The organism is Mariniflexile gromovii (assembly GCF_017814435.1).
GTDB classification, from domain to species: domain Bacteria; phylum Bacteroidota; class Bacteroidia; order Flavobacteriales; family Flavobacteriaceae; genus Mariniflexile; species Mariniflexile gromovii.
The window spans coordinates 81,713-98,467 of the sequence record NZ_JAGJCB010000003.1 but is presented as its reverse complement, the minus strand read 5'-3'; the positions used below and the strand labels follow the sequence as shown (position 1 = coordinate 98,467).

Below are 16,755 nucleotides of genomic sequence, written 5' to 3'. Positions count from 1 at the left end.
TTACTTCGCTTTCCTATGAAAAAAATATTTTTGTCCATTGCCATCATCTTATTCGTATTTACTACACCAATAACAGCACAAGACAAAGATAAAATAACAGTTCAAGACACTGTTTTAAATGAAGTTGCAAACGAATCTTCTTTAAAAAACAATATTAAAGAGTCTTCTGATATTACCATATCTGAACAGCAAGAAGAAACAACTACTTTAGAGTCTAAACCCATTATTCCCAGTCAAGGTTTTTCAATAAACAGCCTTTGGCGCGGTGCTTTAGGAATGGTTTCTTTAATTTTTATAGCTTTTTTATTCAGTAGTAACCGAAAAGCCATTGATTGGAAAATTGTTGGTATTGGTTTAGCGTTTCAACTTTTGATAGCCATTGGCGTTTTAAAGGTTGAATTCATTAAAGCAATTTTCGAATTTGTTGGCAGTCTATTTGTAAACGTTTTAGATTTCACCAGAGCCGGCAGCAAATTCCTGTTTGAAGGTTTGGTGGTTGATATGGACACTTTTGGTTTTATTTTCGCCTTTCAAGTATTACCAACCATAATATTTTTCTCAGCATTAACCTCTGTTTTATTCTATCTAGGCATTATTCAAAAAGTAGTAAAAGCCATGGCTTGGTTGCTTTCAAAAACATTAAAAATTTCTGGAGCTGAAAGTTTAAGTGTAGCGGGAAATATCTTTTTAGGTCAAACCGAAGCACCTCTTTTAATTAAAGCGTATTTAGAAAAAATGAACAAATCTGAAATGCTTTTGGTTATGATTGGCGGTATGGCAACCGTTGCCGGTGCTGTACTAGCTGCCTATATTGGCTTTTTAGGTGGTGACGATCCTATATTAAGACTCTTTTACGCAAAACATTTATTGGCAGCTTCCGTTATGGCAGCTCCAGGCGCCATTGTTATTTCAAAAATACTATACCCGCAAACTGAAGACATAAATACCGATGTTACCGTTTCACAAGAAAAAATTGGCTCAAACTTTCTAGATGCTATTGCAAATGGAACTACCGAAGGTTTAAAACTAGCCGTAAACGTTGGCGCTATGTTATTGGTTTTTGTGGCGTTTATTGCCATGTTTAATGGTATTTTAGGTTGGATGGGAGATATTTCATCTGTAAACAACTGGATAGCTAACAATACAGGTTACCAAAATTTATCAATTGAACTTGTTTTAGGCTATGTTTTTGCGCCATTAATGTGGTTAATTGGTGTTGCTAAAGAAGATATGATGATGATGGGCCAACTACTTGGCATTAAAATAGCCGCGAGTGAATTTATAGGCTATATACAACTTAGGGACTTAAAAGACATTGCAAATGCAACCCATTTAAACTACGAAAAATCAATTATTATGGCTACTTATATGTTGTGTGGTTTTGCAAATTTTGCATCTATAGGCATTCAAATAGGTGGCATTGGCTCCTTGGCACCAGGGCAACGTAAAACATTGTCGCAATTTGGCATTAAGGCACTTATAGGTGGTAGTATTGCTTCACTAGTTTCTGCTACAATTGCAGGCATGATTATTGGATAATACATTCCTGAGGAAGCAGGAATCTTTCAATTTTAGTTAATAACTTTATAATAATATATTGGGCTTTGAAGCGTTAAGTTTTGATGCTTTTTATATTTTTATTTCCGAAGAAAAGATTAATAAATGAAGCAATATCACGACTTAGTAAAACACGTTTTAGACAACGGAAATGAAAAAGGAGACCGCACTGGTACTGGTACAAAAAGTGTTTTTGGTTATCAAATGCGATTTGATTTAAGCGAAGGCTTTCCTATGGTAACCACAAAAAAACTACATCTAAAATCGATTGTTTACGAACTGCTTTGGTTTCTAAAAGGCGATACCAATATTAAATATCTTACCGAAAATGGCGTGCGTATTTGGAATGAATGGGCTGATGAAAATGGTGATTTAGGTCCCGTGTACGGACACCAATGGCGCAATTGGAACAGCGATGAGATTGACCAAATTAAAGAAGTTATTGACACCTTAAAAAACAACCCAAATAGCAGACGCATGTTGGTTTCTGCTTGGAATCCTTCAGTATTGCCCGATACCTCAAAAAGCTTTAGCGAAAACGTTGCCAATGGTAAAGCTGCATTACCGCCTTGCCATGCGTTTTTTCAATTTTATGTTGCCGAAGGAAAACTATCCTGCCAACTGTATCAACGTAGTGCCGATATCTTTTTGGGTGTACCATTTAACATTGCATCTTATGCTTTATTCACTATGATGGTGGCACAAGTTTGTGGGTATGAAGCTGGAGAATTCATCCACACTTTTGGTGATGCCCATATTTACAGCAATCATTATGAGCAATTGGAATTACAACTTTCCAGAGATATTAGACCACTACCAAAAATGATACTAAACCCTGAAGTAAAAGATATTTTTAACTTTACTTTTGAAGATTTCACCTTGGTAGACTATAATCCACACCCACATATTAAAGGTGTTGTAGCTATATAAAAAAAGCGCTTTCAAAAAAATGAAAGCGCTTTTTGTTTAATTTAAGGATTTAACTAAACATTTACTACGCTGTTATCAGCTGAAGCAAAATCATTCCATACATAAGCATCTGCAGCGTCATCGTTTACAAATGCACCATCTACTAAGTATTTAAACTCATATGATTTATCTTGATCTAAGTCTACAGTACCTTTAAAAGTACCATTCTTCAATTTTTTAAGTGGTGCCGCTTTCGCATTCCAATCATTAAAAGTTCCCACAACAGATACTTTTTTAGCATCCTCTGCTAGTATAGAAAAAGTTACTTTGCATACTGGTTTGCTTTTTAAATATTGTTTCGTAATAGCCATAATTTAATTTTTTGTGTTGTTTTATGCTACAAATTTATAAAACTATTTCTCAGACGTAAGTATTTAATACATTAAACAACAAAGAATTATCAATTTAGTAATATCAATTCACAAAAATTTAAAGTTGTTAATTATTTCAGCATATTAATTATATAATCGTCAATAAGAAATCATTCTTTTTGTTTGATTATCAGTCACTTTTATCCAAAAACGCTTTTCTAGAATCCAACCCAATTAAGATTCTAATTAATATTTATGAATTGACAAAAAGCATTAACTTTACAAATTATTTTCAAGTATTATGTTCGGTAAAAAGAAAGACATCCCACAAATAGACAAAGACCAATTAGAACTTATTCAAAATGCACAAAAGCGCATCAAACAAAAAAAGCGTTTATACATTCATTTTGTAGTTTTCCTTATAGGCTCTGTTTTTTTAATCTTGTTTAATTTAGGTCTAGGTTTTGGTGAAAACTTTACACCATTAGACACCAATTGGTTTGTGTTTGCAATTCTATTTTGGTTGTTTTTATTTTTATACCATGCTTTTAATGTCTTTATCACCCATAAATTTATGGGTAAAGATTGGGAACAACAACAACTGAACAAGTTGGTCGCCAAACAACAGGCACGCATTGAAAAACTTAAACAAGAATTACCAGAAGATGCTTCCTTACTAAAAAAAAAAGCGATTAACCCTGCTACCAATCTTACTATTATTGTTGCTGCTGCCGAAAACGATGCTATTGGCAAACACAACAAATTGATTTGGCACATAAGTGACGACTTAAAACGATTTAAAGCACTTACAAGCGGGCACCATATTATTATGGGACGTAAAACTTTTGAAAGTTTTCCAAAACCATTACCAAACAGAACACACGTAGTTATTACTAGAAATACAAACTACCAGGTTCCAGAAGGCGTTATTTTGGTTCATACCTTAGAAGACGCCATTAAAGCCAGTGCCAGCGACCCACAACCTTTTGTAATTGGTGGTGGTGAAATTTACAAACAAGCCATTTTAGTTGCTGATAAAATAGAATTAACTAGGGTGCACGCATCGTTTCCTGCGGACACCTTTTTTCCAAAAGTAGATACCTCCATTTGGAAAGAAACAAATTCAGTTTTCCATAAAAAAGATGATAAAAATGAATTCGACTTTACGTTTTTAACCTATGAAAGAAAATAATTCCTTTTAGCTACTATTTCAAATTTCCCTAATTTTGCCCCATGGTAAAAGAACTTCAGCTTCGTATTTCACTTAAAGAAGAAGAGCGCAACGATATTTTGGTGCAAAAAGCGTCGCATATCCTTGATATTGATAAGGAAGACATTACAGGAATAAAAGTCCTTCGAAAATCTATTGATGCCCGAAAGCCTAAAATTATTTTCAACTATAAAGTAGCTGTTTACATTCGGGAAGTATTACCTAAAACATCCGAATATCAATTTGATTATAAAGATGTTTCAAAAGCAAAACCCATTCATATTATTGGTTTTGGTCCTGCAGGTATGTACGCCGCATTGCGTTGTATTGAATTGGGTTTTAAACCCATTGTTTTAGAACGCGGTAAAAATGTAAAAGACCGCCGTCGTGATTTAAGAGCCATCAACCAAGACCATTTTGTGAATGAAGATTCCAATTATTGCTTTGGTGAGGGTGGTGCTGGAACGTATTCTGACGGAAAACTATACACACGAAGTTTAAAACGTGGCGATGTGCGCCGTATTTTTGAAAACCTCGTATTTCATGGTGCCACCGACAAAATTTTGGTAGATGCACATCCACATATAGGCACCAACAAACTCCCTAAAGTGGTGCAGAACATTCGGGAAACGATTTTAAAATATGGTGGCGAAATTCATTTTGAAACCCGAGTTACCGATTTCATTATAAAAAACAACAAAATACAGGCTATTCAACTAAATAATAGCGACGAGATGCCTGCCACCCGTGTTATTTTAGCAACGGGACATTCGGCTAGAGATATTTTCTATTTACTCCATAACAAAGAAATTGCTTTAGAAGCCAAATCGTTTGCTATGGGCGTTCGTGTGGAGCATCCGCAACATATTATAGATGCTATCCAATACCATTGCAGTGGAGAGCGTCATGAATTACTACCTGCCGCTTCATACAGTTTGGTACAACAAGTAAATGAACGTGGCGTGTATTCATTTTGCATGTGTCCAGGTGGATTTATTGTACCTGCCGCCACTGCCAATGGCGAAGTGGTGGTAAACGGTATGTCGCCTTCAAAACGCAACAACTTATTTGCCAACTCAGGTATTGTGGTTGAAATTGATATGCACAGAGATTTACCAAAATACGAGCAATTTGGCGCATTAAAAGGCTTGGAATACCAAAAAAACCTAGAGCGTATGGCGTTTACAGCAGGAGGACGCAGTCAAGTAGCACCCGCACAACGCTTAACCGATTTTGTAGAAGGACGCTTATCGGCAGATTTAAACCCTACCTCCTACCAACCTGGATTAAATTCGGCACCTTTACATTCGCTTTTACCTAAATTAATAGGTAGCAGATTGCGAAAAGGCTTTGAAACATTCGGACAAAAAATGCGTGGTTATTATACTTCCGAAGCTAATATTGTGGGTGTAGAATCTAGAACCTCTTCGCCAGTTTCCATTCCTAGAAATGAACATTTGGAGCATCCACAAATTGAAGGTTTGTTTCCTTGTGGAGAAGGCGGTGGTTATGCAGGTGGCATCGTGTCGGCTGCTATGGATGGCGAACGCTGTGCCGAAGCAGCCATAAAAGGCTTATAAATATTAATATTATTCCTATTTTTGCAGCACTTTATTAAACTAACAAATATGAACGCATATATTTTCCCTGGACAAGGAGCACAATTTACAGGAATGGGCTTAGACCTATATGAAAACTCGCCTTTAGCTCAAGAATTATTTGAACAAGCAAACAAAATTCTTGGTTTCAACATCACAGACATCATGTTTGAAGGAACTCCTGAAGCCTTAAAGGAAACGAAAGTAACGCAACCTGCTATATTTCTACACTCCGTAATTTTAGCAAAAACATTAGGCGAAAGCTTTAAACCAGATATGGTTGCAGGACATTCACTTGGAGAATTTTCAGCATTAGTTACCAATGGCGCTTTAAATTTTGAAGATGGTTTAAAATTGGTGTCGCAACGTGCTTTGGCTATGCAAAAAGCTTGCGAATTACAACCAAGTACCATGGCTGCCGTTTTAGGTTTAGATGATGCTATTGTAGAAAAAGTATGTGCTGCTACCGAAGGTGTTGTAGTAGCTGCAAATTATAACTGCCCAGGCCAATTAGTAATTTCAGGTGAAGTTGACGCTATTAATAGAGCTTGCGAAGCTATGAAAGAAGCAGGTGCTAAACGTGCTTTGGTATTACCGGTTGGTGGTGCATTCCACTCACCTTTAATGGAACCTGCCCGTGAAGAATTGGCGGCAGCTATTGAAAACACCACTTTTAGTAAACCAAATTGTCCTATTTACCAAAACGTAACTGCCAATGCCGTTATTGATGAAGCAGCCATAAAAGCCAATTTAATTTCACAATTAACCGCGCCTGTACGTTGGACGCAATCTGTACAACAAATGATTGCTGATGGTGCCACCTTGTTTACCGAAGTAGGTCCTGGAAATGTGTTACAAGGTTTAGTAAAGAAAATAAATAGAGAGTCTCAAACGGCTTCTGCAAGTTTATAATGAAGGTAACAAAACGTAGTGCATATATTATATTAGTAATTGTGGTTACAATTGCTATTGACCAAATCTCAAAAATACTGGTTAGAGCGAACATTCAACCACGAACCGATTTTCAACTTGGCGAACGTATTTCCTTAATTGGGGACACATTTATAATGATGAATGTTGAAAACTCAGGTGCCTTTTTAGGTATGGGTAGCGATTTAAATCCAACACTTAGAATCATTTTATTACTTATTTTACCAATATTAGTTTTAGGCTTTGTGCTTCGCCATATTTTAAAAGACAAGACCATTGACAAATGGTCGTTGTTTGCTTTTGCCAGCATCATTGGTGGTGGTATTGCAAATGTTTATGACCGTATTGTTTATGGATCGGTAACCGATTTTTTCTTTATCGATTTAGGTGGGGTATTCAGAACAGGTATTTTTAATATGGCAGACCTTTCGGTAACTACAGGTATGTTCATCTTATTGTTTGTTAATTTTGGAAAGAAAAAAGACAGTGACAATATAGAAAAGGCTGTTTAAAAATTTCATTTTAAACTTCATTTCATAAAAAATAAAAAAGCTATCTGAAAAGTGTATTAAGTTTTATTTGTCAGATTGAGCTTATCGAAACCGATATTGATTATCAGTAAATTGAAATATTTCGACAAGCTCAATATGACATAGAACCACACTTTTCAGATAGCCCTTTTTATATGTCCATCCTTCAGAAATAATTAATTATTCCCTCTTACTTTTTGTTCCCATTTCCAAGCGGAACGCATCGCATCATCTAATGATAATTTTGTTTTCCAACCCAATTCATCATTTGCTTTAGTTGTATCGGCATAAGCTGAAATAACATCACCTTCTCTTCTGCCAACAATTTTATAATTCAGTTTTTTACCTGAAACTTTCTCGAAAGATTTCACTACTTCCAATACAGAACTTCCTGTTCCTGTACCCAAGTTAAAGGTTTCGTAATTGGCTTTATTTTTATTTTCCAAAAGACGTTTTAGTGCAATAACGTGTGCTTTAGCTAAATCGACCACATGAATATAATCGCGAATACAGGTTCCATCTGGCGTAGGATAATCATCACCAAAAACAGATAGTTGCTCTCTTAATCCAATAGCAGTTTGCGTAATGAAAGGCACCAAATTTTGTGGTACACCTATTGGTAATTCTCCAATATTAACAGTCTCGTGCGCTCCAACTGGATTAAAATAACGCAAAGCAATTGCTTTCATATTAGGAGCTACTTTACACGTATCGCTTATAATTTCTTCACCTATTTGTTTGGTGTTACCATATGGAGATTCCGCTTGTTTTACCGGTGCATTTTCGGTAATTGGCAATTCGTCTGCTTGCCCATAAACCGTACACGAAGAGCTGAATATAAAACTTGCTTCCGGTAATTTCTTTAATTCTTTCAGGATATAAACCAGAGTGCTTATGTTGTTTTCGTAATATAATAAAGGTTCTTGAACGCTTTCGCCGACCGCTTTACTTGCCGCAAAATGAATAACCCCTTTTATATCATGGTGTTTTGCGAAAAATGCTTCAACACCCGATTTTTCTTTTAAATCGAGCTTTTCGAAAAGTGGTTTTTTACCTGTTATAGCAGTTATACCGTCTAAAACTGTAATTGACGAATTTGATAAATCGTCAATAATAACTACTTCATAGCCTTCGTTTTGCAATTCAACTACAGTGTGCGAGCCTATAAAACCTAAACCTCCGGTAACTAATATTTTATCCATTTATAAATTTTATGATTGTTGATGTGATGAATTCAATTTGTTCATCATCTAATTCTGTGTGCATTGGTAATGAAATAACATCCTTTACCAATTGATTGGTTACAGGAAAATCGGCTTCATTATATCTTGAGTCTTCATACGCTTTTTGCTTATGAAGTGGTATGGGGTAGTACACGCCACAAGGAATTCCATTTTCATTCAAATGTTTAACTAATGCATCCCTATCAGAACCCAATATTCTTAACGTGTACTGATGAAAAACATGCGAATCTTCACTCCCATTTCTATAAGGCGTTACAATATTTGAAATATTTTTAAAAGCAGCATCATACTTATCAGCTGCCTCACGTCTTTTCTTATTGTATGTGTTTAAATGAGGTAGTTTAGCATCTAAAACAGCCGCTTGAACACTATCTAAACGAGAATTCACCCCCACTACATCGTGGTGGTATCGTTCGTACATACCATGGTTTACAATCCCTCGAATGGTATGTGCTAACGCATCATCATTTGTAAAAATCGCTCCGCCATCGCCATAACATCCTAAGTTTTTAGATGGGAAAAATGATGTTGATGCCACATGACCTATCGTTCCTGCCTGTGCCTTTTTTCCATTTTTAAAGGTGTAATTGGCACCAATAGCTTGGGCATTATCTTCAATTACAAATAAATTATGCGCTTTGGCCAATTCCATAATAGCTTCCATGTTTGCACATTGTCCAAATAAATGCACAGGTACAATGGCCTTGGTTTTTGGCGTAATGGCTTCTTTTATCGCTTCAATATTAATATTAAAGTCATCTTCATTCACGTCAACCAAAACAGGCGTTAACTGTAAAAGTGCTATCACCTCAACAGTGGCGGCAAATGTAAAATCGGCAGTAATAACCTCATCTCCTGGTTTCAAACCTAGGCCCATCATTGCAATTTGCAATGCATCGGTACCATTAGCACATGGAATGACGTGCTTTACTCCTAAATATTGTTCTAAATTCTTTTGAAATTGGTGAACTTTTGGCCCGTTTATATAAGCGGTTGTTTCTAAAACTTCTTGGATTGAAGAATTAACAAGGTCTTTAATTCCATCATATTGACCTTTAAGATCAACCATTTGAATTTTTTTCATTTGAAAATATAAGATTATAGATATAGAAAGCTCTATACTTTAATAAGTCACGAAATTACAAAATTAGTACACGGTAACCAATGAAATTATTTTAAAGAAATGTATTTTTACGCCAAACAATTAAGTTTTGGGTTTTATTTACAACATTGGTATACATCTGGCGCATTTTGGTTTAAAATGTGCATCGGCATTTAACGAAAAAATTAAAAGTGGGGTTCTTGGGAGACAAAACACCTTTAAAACCCTAAAAGAAAACTTAAAACATCAGGATAAAACCCTTTGGTTCCATTGCGCATCCTTAGGCGAATACGAGCAAGGACTTCCTGTTTTTAAAGCATTGAGAGAACAATTTAAAACGCACAAAATTGTACTGAGTTTTTTTTCGCCATCGGGTTATGAAATTAGGAAAAACTCACCTATTGCTGATATTGTTGTTTATCTTCCTCTAGATACTAAAGCGAATGCGAAACAGTTTTTAGACCTGATTAACCCCCAACTTACTGTTTTTGTTAAATACGATATTTGGCCTAATTTTTTAAATGAAGTAAAAAGAAGACACCTAAAAGCTATTTTAATTTCGGCCGCGTTTCGGGAAAACCAATCCTTTTTTAAATTTTACGGGAAGCAATTACGGAATGCCTTATTTGCTTTTGAACATATTTTTACCCAAAACGACACTTCAAAAAAACTGCTTAAATCTATAAATTACACTAAGGTAACTGTTTCGGGTGATACACGGTTTGATCGGGTTTCCAGTCAGTTAACCATTGATAATACATTAGATTTTATTGAGACCTTCAAACAAGACAAACTTTGTATTGTTGCAGGCAGCTCTTGGCCAGAAGATGAAAGTTTGCTTATTAATTTTATTAATTCGGAAGCTTCAAAAGACGTGAAATTTATTATTGCACCGCATAACATCAAACCTTCACAAATAAAAAACATTCAAGAAAAACTGACGGTTGAAAGTGTTTTGTTTTCTGAGAAAAGCAACAAAAACCTTGAAACCACCCAAGTTTTCATCATAGATACGATTGGTATTCTTTCAAAAATTTACAGTTATGCCGACATCGCTTATGTTGGTGGCGCCATGGGCACAACGGGACTGCACAACACCTTAGAACCTGCTGTTTTTGGCGTACCGATTATTATTGGAAACCACCATTCTAAATTCTTAGAAGCACAAGACATGATTGATAGAGGCGGTATGTTTTCTATTTCAAACCAAAAAGAGTTTAATCGTATTTTAAATGAACTTATTCAAAATAACGAAAAACGATTACTTGCTGGAAAAAACAATTTGGAATACATTGAAAACAACAAGGGTGCCGTAAATAAAATATTGGCATACCTAAATTTATAAATTAAAAAAGAGGCTATCTGAAAAGTATCAACAAGTGTCATTCTGAATTTATTTCAGAATCTTAACTCTTTGACAATCAATATTTATTAGAAACTGAAACAAGTTCAGTTTGACAATATATGGACTTTTCAGATAGCCTCTTTTTTATGAAGTTTTAAAATTGATAATTCTCTAAGTAAAGTAGGTTAAAACCCCAATAACAATAACAACAAGTAGTACCGACAGCACCACATCAATCGTGTCGTAACTACCTTTGTTAGCTGCTTTTTGTTCTTCAGAAAGGGTACCAAATGCCAATCCTTTTATAGTTTCATAATTTGGCGCTTGCGTCATCAAACTCACAGAAATACAAATAAACACCGAGAAAATAAACATGAATATTGCCATGTGCGCAAAATTTATGGTTGCAAAAGCATAGGCTATCCCTTCCACAGTTTCACCTGCAAGTATTTGTGGCTGGTAATATATTTCACTACTTAACCTTAAAACCAACAGCACCAATCCCGTTAACAAGGTGGTTATAGCTGCGGTGGAATTAACGCGTTTCCATATAATTCCCAATAAAAACACAGCTGTTACCGGAGGCGCAATGTATGATTGTACATTTTGAAGGTACTGATACATAACACCACCACCTATTTTTTCCATAATGGGGATCCAAATAATACCCAACACAACAATAAATCCGGTTGCTATTTTACCTGTATTTACCAAAACTTTCTCCGTTTTTTCTGGATATAATTTTTTATAAATATCTATGGTGAAAATTGTTGAGCATGAGTTAAAAACCGAAGCCAATGAACTCATTAAAGCTGCCATTAACCCTCCAGCTACCAATCCTTTTAAACCAACCGGCAATAAGGTTTTCACTAACATAGGGAATGCTCTATCAGCCTTTTCAACCGAAAACACTTCTGGGTTTTGGATAGATAATGCGAATGCAATAATACCAGGAACCAAGAAAATCAATATAGGAAGCAATTTTAAATAAGCTCCAAAAATAGCACCACGTCTACCAATTTTAATATTGTTTGCAGCCAATGTACGCTGTACAATATATTGGTCCGTACACCAATACCAAATACCAACGATGGTACCACCTATTAACAGACCTGTCCATGGAAATTGCGGATCGTTCATAGGACGCCACATATTAAAATGCTCCGGACTTACCGCCGTTACAGTCTCTCTCAATTGCGACCAACCACCTACTTCTTGTAAGCCTAAATAGGTTATTACAACCGAACCAAATATTAGTATCACAGTTTGCAAGGTTTCGGTATAAATAACCGCTTTCATACCTCCCACAACCGTATAAATTCCTGTAAAAACTACAATACCAATAGCGCCGTACCAAAACGGAATTCCTAAAAGTTCAGACACCACAATACCACCGGCATAAATAGTTACAGATACTTTTGTAAGCACATAAGCGACCAATGAGAACAAGGACAGGAACCAACGCGAACGACTGTCAAAACGTTTTTCCAAGAACTCTGGCATGGTAAAAGCACCACTTCGAATATAAAACGGTAAAAACAACCACCCTAAAAGCAAAACAATCCACGCATGCAGCTCGTAATGCGCCATGGGCGTACCCGATTCAAATCCCGTTCCTGCAAGCCCAACAACGTGTTCCGACCCAATATTGGACGCAAAAATGGAAGCTCCAATAACAAACCACCCCACATTTCTACCTGCCAAAAAGTAATCTTCGGTGTCTTTGTTTTTTTGAAGAACAACCCAAACGGCCACCGCTATAAGCGCAAGGAAGTAAATTCCTAATACTACCCAATCTAAGTTTTCTAAAACTGATTGCATAACTAAAAAATGATGTTTCATAAAATATTTAGTTTAGTTGGTGAAAATTAATATTAAATATATTGGTTAATTATATTTTCAAACAACTCTTGTTTCCCACTTGTTAGTGGCAATTCGCCGTTTTCTTGAGCTATTTTGTATAAATCCTGTAAACCTAATTTACCCTTTTCAAAATCCTTTCCTTTACCAGAATCGAATGATGCATAGCGCTCTGTTCTAAGCTTGTTGTAAGCCGAAGACGTCATGATTTTATCAGCAGTAATTAAAGCTCTAGCAAAAGTATCGGCGCCACCAATGTGTGCATGGAATACATCTTCTAAATCGGTTGAGTTTCTTCTGATTTTAGCATCAAAATTAACACCGCCACCTTGTAAGCCACCAGCTTTTAGGAATACCAACATGGCTTCGGTAGTTTCTTGAATGTTATTTGGGAACTGGTCTGTATCCCAACCGTTTTGGTAATCACCACGATTAGCATCTAAACTTCCCAACATACCCGCTTTAGCAGCCACTTCAATTTCGTGTTGGAAGGTGTGTTGTGCCAAGGTTGCGTGATTTACTTCAATGTTTATTTTGAAATCTTTATCTAAACCGTATTCTTTTAAGAAACCGATAGCCGTAGCCGAATCGAAATCGTATTGGTGTTTAGATGGCTCCATTGGTTTTGGTTCGATGAAGAAATTACCTTTAAAGCCATTGGCACGGGCGTAATCTCTACACATAGCTAAAAACTGTCCCATGTGATCCAACTCACGTCCCATATCGGTGTTTAAAAGCGTCATGTAACCTTCACGACCACCCCAGAAAACATAATTTTCTCCGTTTAATGCCATTGTAGCATCTAAAGCCAGTTTTATTTGTCCACCAGCACGTGCTACTACATTAAAATCTGGGTTTGTTGAAGCACCGTTCATGTAACGTGGGTTTGAAAAACAGTTGGCTGTTCCCCAAAGTAATTTCACGCCAGAATCGGCTTGTTTTTGTTTTAAATACTCGGTGATGGTTGCTAATCTGCTTTCAGATTCTGCGAAGGTTGATCCTTCTTGGATTAAATCGTAATCGTGGAAACAGTAGTAACCGAATCCCATTTTAGTGATGAATTCAAAAGCGGCATCAGCCTTGTCTTTTGCTGCTTGAATGGGATCGGATGCTTTGTCCCACTCGAAACTTTGTGTGCCAGGACCGAATGGATCTGATCCTTGTCCACAGAATGTATGCCAGTATGCTACCGAAAATTTAAACCACTCGCGCATCGTTCTACCTGCAACCACTTGGTCTGGGTTGTAGTATTTAAACGCTAATGGGTTGTCTGATTCTTTTCCTTCAAATTTGATGTCTCCAATACCTTTGTAGTATTCTTTGTTTCCTATTAATGCCATGTTTTATGTGTTTATTTGTTTATTTGTTTATTCGTTGATTTGTTTATTCGTTGATTTGTGGATTTGTTTAATTGGTGCAGCGATATCCTTTTGGTTGTTTTGATTAGGTTTCTTCCTTAAAAAACAAACCCTTATTTTTATTGTGGATTCCTGCCTACGCAGGAATGACAAAAACCAAAAGATTTAGCGAAAAGCCCGACCCTTGTGGTAACGCCCTGAAACTTATTTTATATTGATTATTTATTATTGATTACTATTTCTAATTCGGTTTTCCAGTTGTTATAGGCTTCTTGGTATGCTGTTTTGTCTTTAAAAGGCATGAAGGTCATAACATGGTCGTTGTCGATGATGGCTTTTCCAAAACTTTTAAAATCGCCTTTATGTAAATTAGCCGCACGTGCTGCACCAATGGCGCCCGTGGTATTGTAAATTTCTATTTCTTGCTCGATTAATGTCGCCACCGTATTTGCGAAAATTTCTGACCGGAACAGGTTGTCGTTTCCAGCGCGAATAACGGTAGGTTTGATACCATCGGACTTTAAGATTTCCATACCATACACAAACGAAAAGGCGATACCTTCAAGTGCCGCACGGCACATGTGCCCCTTGTGGTGGTTGTTTAAGTTGAGATTGACAATACGCGTGCCGATTTCTTTATTGTTTAGCATACGTTCTGCACCATTACCGAATGGAATTAGGCAAACGCCATCGGAACCTACTGGAATTTCGGATGCTAGATTATTCATCTCTTCGTAACTACTTACCGCCAAATTATTCAATAACCAACGGTATTGTATTCCGGCACCGTTAATATTTAACAACTTACCTATTCTCGGGATTGATTTCTTATAGTTAACGTGTGCAAAATTATTAACCCGCGTGCTTTCCTTACCCGAAAGACTTTCTGTTACGGCATAAAACACACCCGAAGTACCGCCTGTTGCAGCAACTTCACCTGGATTGAACACGTTTAAGGACAGCGCATTGTTGGGTTGATCGCCTGCACGGTAATAAATAGGGGTTCCTGCTGCGATACCGCTTTCGGCCTCACCTTGTTCATCCACTAAAGATTGCTCACCAAAGGTGTCGACAATATCGGGTACTAATGCTTTGTCGATGCCATAATGCTCTAAAAGAAAATTGGCTACCTCATCCTTCTTGAAATCCCAAAAAATGCCTTCAGACAAGCCTGATATGGTGGTATTTATTTTGTTTGAAAACTTATAGGCAACATAATCGCCCGGAAGCATAAACTTGTAAATGTTTTTATAAATGTCTGGCTCGTTATCTTTAACCCATTTTAATTTGGAGGCTGTAAAATTTGCTGGTGAATTTAGCAAATGAGCTGCACAGGTTGCTTCGCCTATTTCTTCAAAAGCTTTGTGTCCGGTTTCCACCGCTCTACTATCGCACCAAATGATACTTTTACGAAGCGGTTTCCCTGCCTTATCCACAACCACCAAACCGTGCATTTGGTACGAAATACCGATGCCTTTTATTTGTGTTCTTGATATGTTGTGCTGCTTTTTCAACTTCTGTATGGCATTGCATACATGCTGCCACCAATCGTCTGGTTTCTGTTCTGCCCATCCATTTTTTTGAGCAAACATGCCCATTTCTTTTTCAGGTTCTTGAACTACACCTAAGCTTTTGCCTGAAGCTATTTCAACCAAAGCTGCTTTTATAGATGAACTTCCAATGTCTAATCCTAAATAGTACATAATTTTATAGTGAATCTCTTAATATTAATTTAGTTGGTATGTATGTTTGTATTGGGGCATCTTGATTGATGAATTCTGCTGCTTTGGCACCCATGGCTTTAAAATCGGTTGACACCACCGAAATCCCTTTGTAAATGAATTTTTTCATAGGGGTTTCATTATAAGATAGAAACCCAACATCGACACCCGGTTCGAATGCTTCGATACGGCATTGCTCTAAAAATGTTCCTAAAATCCTATCGCTAACACTTATATAGGCTTCCCCTTTTACTACTTTAAAATCGTTCACATCGGTAACAATTTTATATTTAAAATTTTGACTTTCGCAGAATTGCTTAAAAAACGACACCGATTCTGTTGGGTGTTTTGTAAATGTAGGATATACAAAAACCAATTTTTTGTACCTTTTAAAAGGAACAACAGCTTCCTGTAAAGCATCATGGAAGGCATTTCCAAAATCTTGAAAAACGTAATTGTTAGATTTTTTTGAATGGACGTTCCAATCGATTAACAATAATTTATCATTATCAAAATCGAACAACACATCGGATACTTCTTTATGGTCGAAAGTCATCACGACATATTTAAAATATTTCCCTTTACTATTATTTAAAATAGTTTTGAAATTGTTGATGTTATAATGATGAAACTGCACATCTACAATCACTTTTTTAGGCAAATTATTTACAAACTCATGGTACAATACTTCTTTGTAAGCTTTAAAGGTATCTAAAACGAGAAGCACCTTTCGGGTATCATTCGCTACATAATAGCCTTTGTTTGGAACAGATTCAACCACCCCGTTTTCTTTTAAGATAGAATATGCTTTAAAAACGGTGTCTCTAGACAAATTGTAGTCTTTACAAACAGCATTCACAGAAGGCAAAGCATCACCATTAGACAAGGTATTATTAGCCAATGCATCATTAACTGCATTAACCAATTGTTGATACCTAGGCACCTCACTATTCGTATTAATATCAAAATGAATCAAACCGTTCTGTTCTGTTCTGGTTTGCAAATATAAATATTATTTTT

General features: G+C 36.3%; 14 protein-coding genes. 7 read left to right on the top strand and 7 right to left on the bottom strand.

Features of this window, described 5'->3' with window-relative positions; genetic code table 11:
* The first annotated feature begins 15 nt into the window (after positions 1-15).
* Both J8H85_RS04105 and J8H85_RS04100 read left to right on the top strand, forming a co-directional pair.
* A complete protein-coding gene (locus tag J8H85_RS04105; RefSeq protein WP_245243730.1) occupies positions 16-1,539 on the top strand; it encodes a NupC/NupG family nucleoside CNT transporter in 1,524 nt (507 codons plus the stop codon).
* A gap of 123 nt (positions 1,540-1,662) precedes the next feature.
* On the top strand, positions 1,663-2,487 hold the full coding sequence (locus J8H85_RS04100) for a thymidylate synthase (protein ID WP_209652938.1): 825 nt from the start codon (positions 1,663-1,665) through the stop codon (positions 2,485-2,487).
* Positions 2,488-2,540: 53 nt separating this feature from the next.
* Here J8H85_RS04100 and J8H85_RS04095 read toward each other — a convergent pair whose 3' ends face one another.
* Positions 2,541-2,837, bottom strand: coding sequence for an isoamylase early set domain-containing protein (locus J8H85_RS04095; RefSeq protein WP_209652936.1), 297 nt, complete (start codon positions 2,835-2,837; stop codon positions 2,541-2,543).
* Positions 2,838-3,138: 301 nt separating this feature from the next.
* On the opposite strand from J8H85_RS04095, the gene J8H85_RS04090 reads away from it, so the two are divergent.
* Genes J8H85_RS04090 through lspA form a run of 4 tightly spaced genes read left to right on the top strand, consistent with a single transcriptional unit; the run spans position 3,139 to position 7,087 of the window.
* On the top strand, positions 3,139-4,029 hold the full coding sequence (locus tag J8H85_RS04090) for a dihydrofolate reductase (protein WP_209652934.1): 891 nt from the start codon (positions 3,139-3,141) through the stop codon (positions 4,027-4,029).
* Between the two features lie 41 nt (positions 4,030-4,070).
* A complete protein-coding gene (locus J8H85_RS04085) occupies positions 4,071-5,627 on the top strand; it encodes an NAD(P)/FAD-dependent oxidoreductase (protein ID WP_209652932.1) in 1,557 nt (518 codons plus the stop codon).
* 48 nt (positions 5,628-5,675) lie between these two features.
* Positions 5,676-6,557 (top strand): ACP S-malonyltransferase, encoded by an 882-nt coding sequence (gene fabD / locus J8H85_RS04080; RefSeq protein ID WP_209652930.1) that lies wholly within the window; start codon positions 5,676-5,678, stop codon positions 6,555-6,557.
* A complete protein-coding gene (gene lspA / locus J8H85_RS04075; RefSeq protein WP_209652928.1) occupies positions 6,557-7,087 on the top strand; it encodes a signal peptidase II in 531 nt (176 codons plus the stop codon). The genes fabD and lspA overlap by 1 nt, the downstream gene beginning before the upstream one ends.
* Before the next feature lie 194 nt (positions 7,088-7,281).
* Here lspA and galE read toward each other — a convergent pair whose 3' ends face one another.
* Positions 7,282-8,307, bottom strand: a complete 1,026-nt coding sequence (gene galE / locus J8H85_RS04070) for a UDP-glucose 4-epimerase GalE (protein WP_209652926.1) — start codon at positions 8,305-8,307, stop codon at positions 7,282-7,284.
* Positions 8,300-9,433 (bottom strand): DegT/DnrJ/EryC1/StrS family aminotransferase, encoded by a 1,134-nt coding sequence (locus J8H85_RS04065; RefSeq protein ID WP_209652924.1) that lies wholly within the window; start codon positions 9,431-9,433, stop codon positions 8,300-8,302. The genes galE and J8H85_RS04065 overlap by 8 nt, the downstream gene beginning before the upstream one ends.
* A gap of 127 nt (positions 9,434-9,560) precedes the next feature.
* Here J8H85_RS04065 and J8H85_RS04060 point away from each other — a divergent pair, with 127 nt between their 5' ends.
* Complete coding sequence (locus tag J8H85_RS04060) at positions 9,561-10,796, top strand: 3-deoxy-D-manno-octulosonic acid transferase (protein WP_209652922.1); 1,236 nt, start codon at positions 9,561-9,563, stop codon at positions 10,794-10,796.
* 171 nt (positions 10,797-10,967) lie between these two features.
* Here the strand turns inward: J8H85_RS04060 and J8H85_RS04055 are convergent, their stop codons facing one another.
* From J8H85_RS04055 to J8H85_RS04040, 4 genes are all read right to left on the bottom strand, one after another.
* Positions 10,968-12,638 carry a sodium:solute symporter gene (locus tag J8H85_RS04055; RefSeq protein WP_245243729.1) on the bottom strand — a complete coding sequence of 557 codons (1,671 nt, stop codon included), beginning with the start codon at positions 12,636-12,638 and terminating at the stop codon, positions 10,968-10,970.
* Positions 12,639-12,670: 32 nt separating this feature from the next.
* The gene (gene xylA / locus J8H85_RS04050) at positions 12,671-13,996 is read right to left on the bottom strand and encodes a xylose isomerase (RefSeq protein WP_209652920.1); all 1,326 of its coding nucleotides are present in this window, start codon (positions 13,994-13,996) and stop codon (positions 12,671-12,673) included.
* Between the two features lie 236 nt (positions 13,997-14,232).
* Complete coding sequence (locus J8H85_RS04045) at positions 14,233-15,717, bottom strand: xylulokinase (protein ID WP_209652919.1); 1,485 nt, start codon at positions 15,715-15,717, stop codon at positions 14,233-14,235.
* Positions 15,718-15,721: 4 nt separating this feature from the next.
* Positions 15,722-16,738 carry a GntR family transcriptional regulator gene (locus J8H85_RS04040; RefSeq protein WP_245243728.1) on the bottom strand — a complete coding sequence of 339 codons (1,017 nt, stop codon included), beginning with the start codon at positions 16,736-16,738 and terminating at the stop codon, positions 15,722-15,724.
* Positions 16,739-16,755 lie beyond the last annotated feature (17 nt).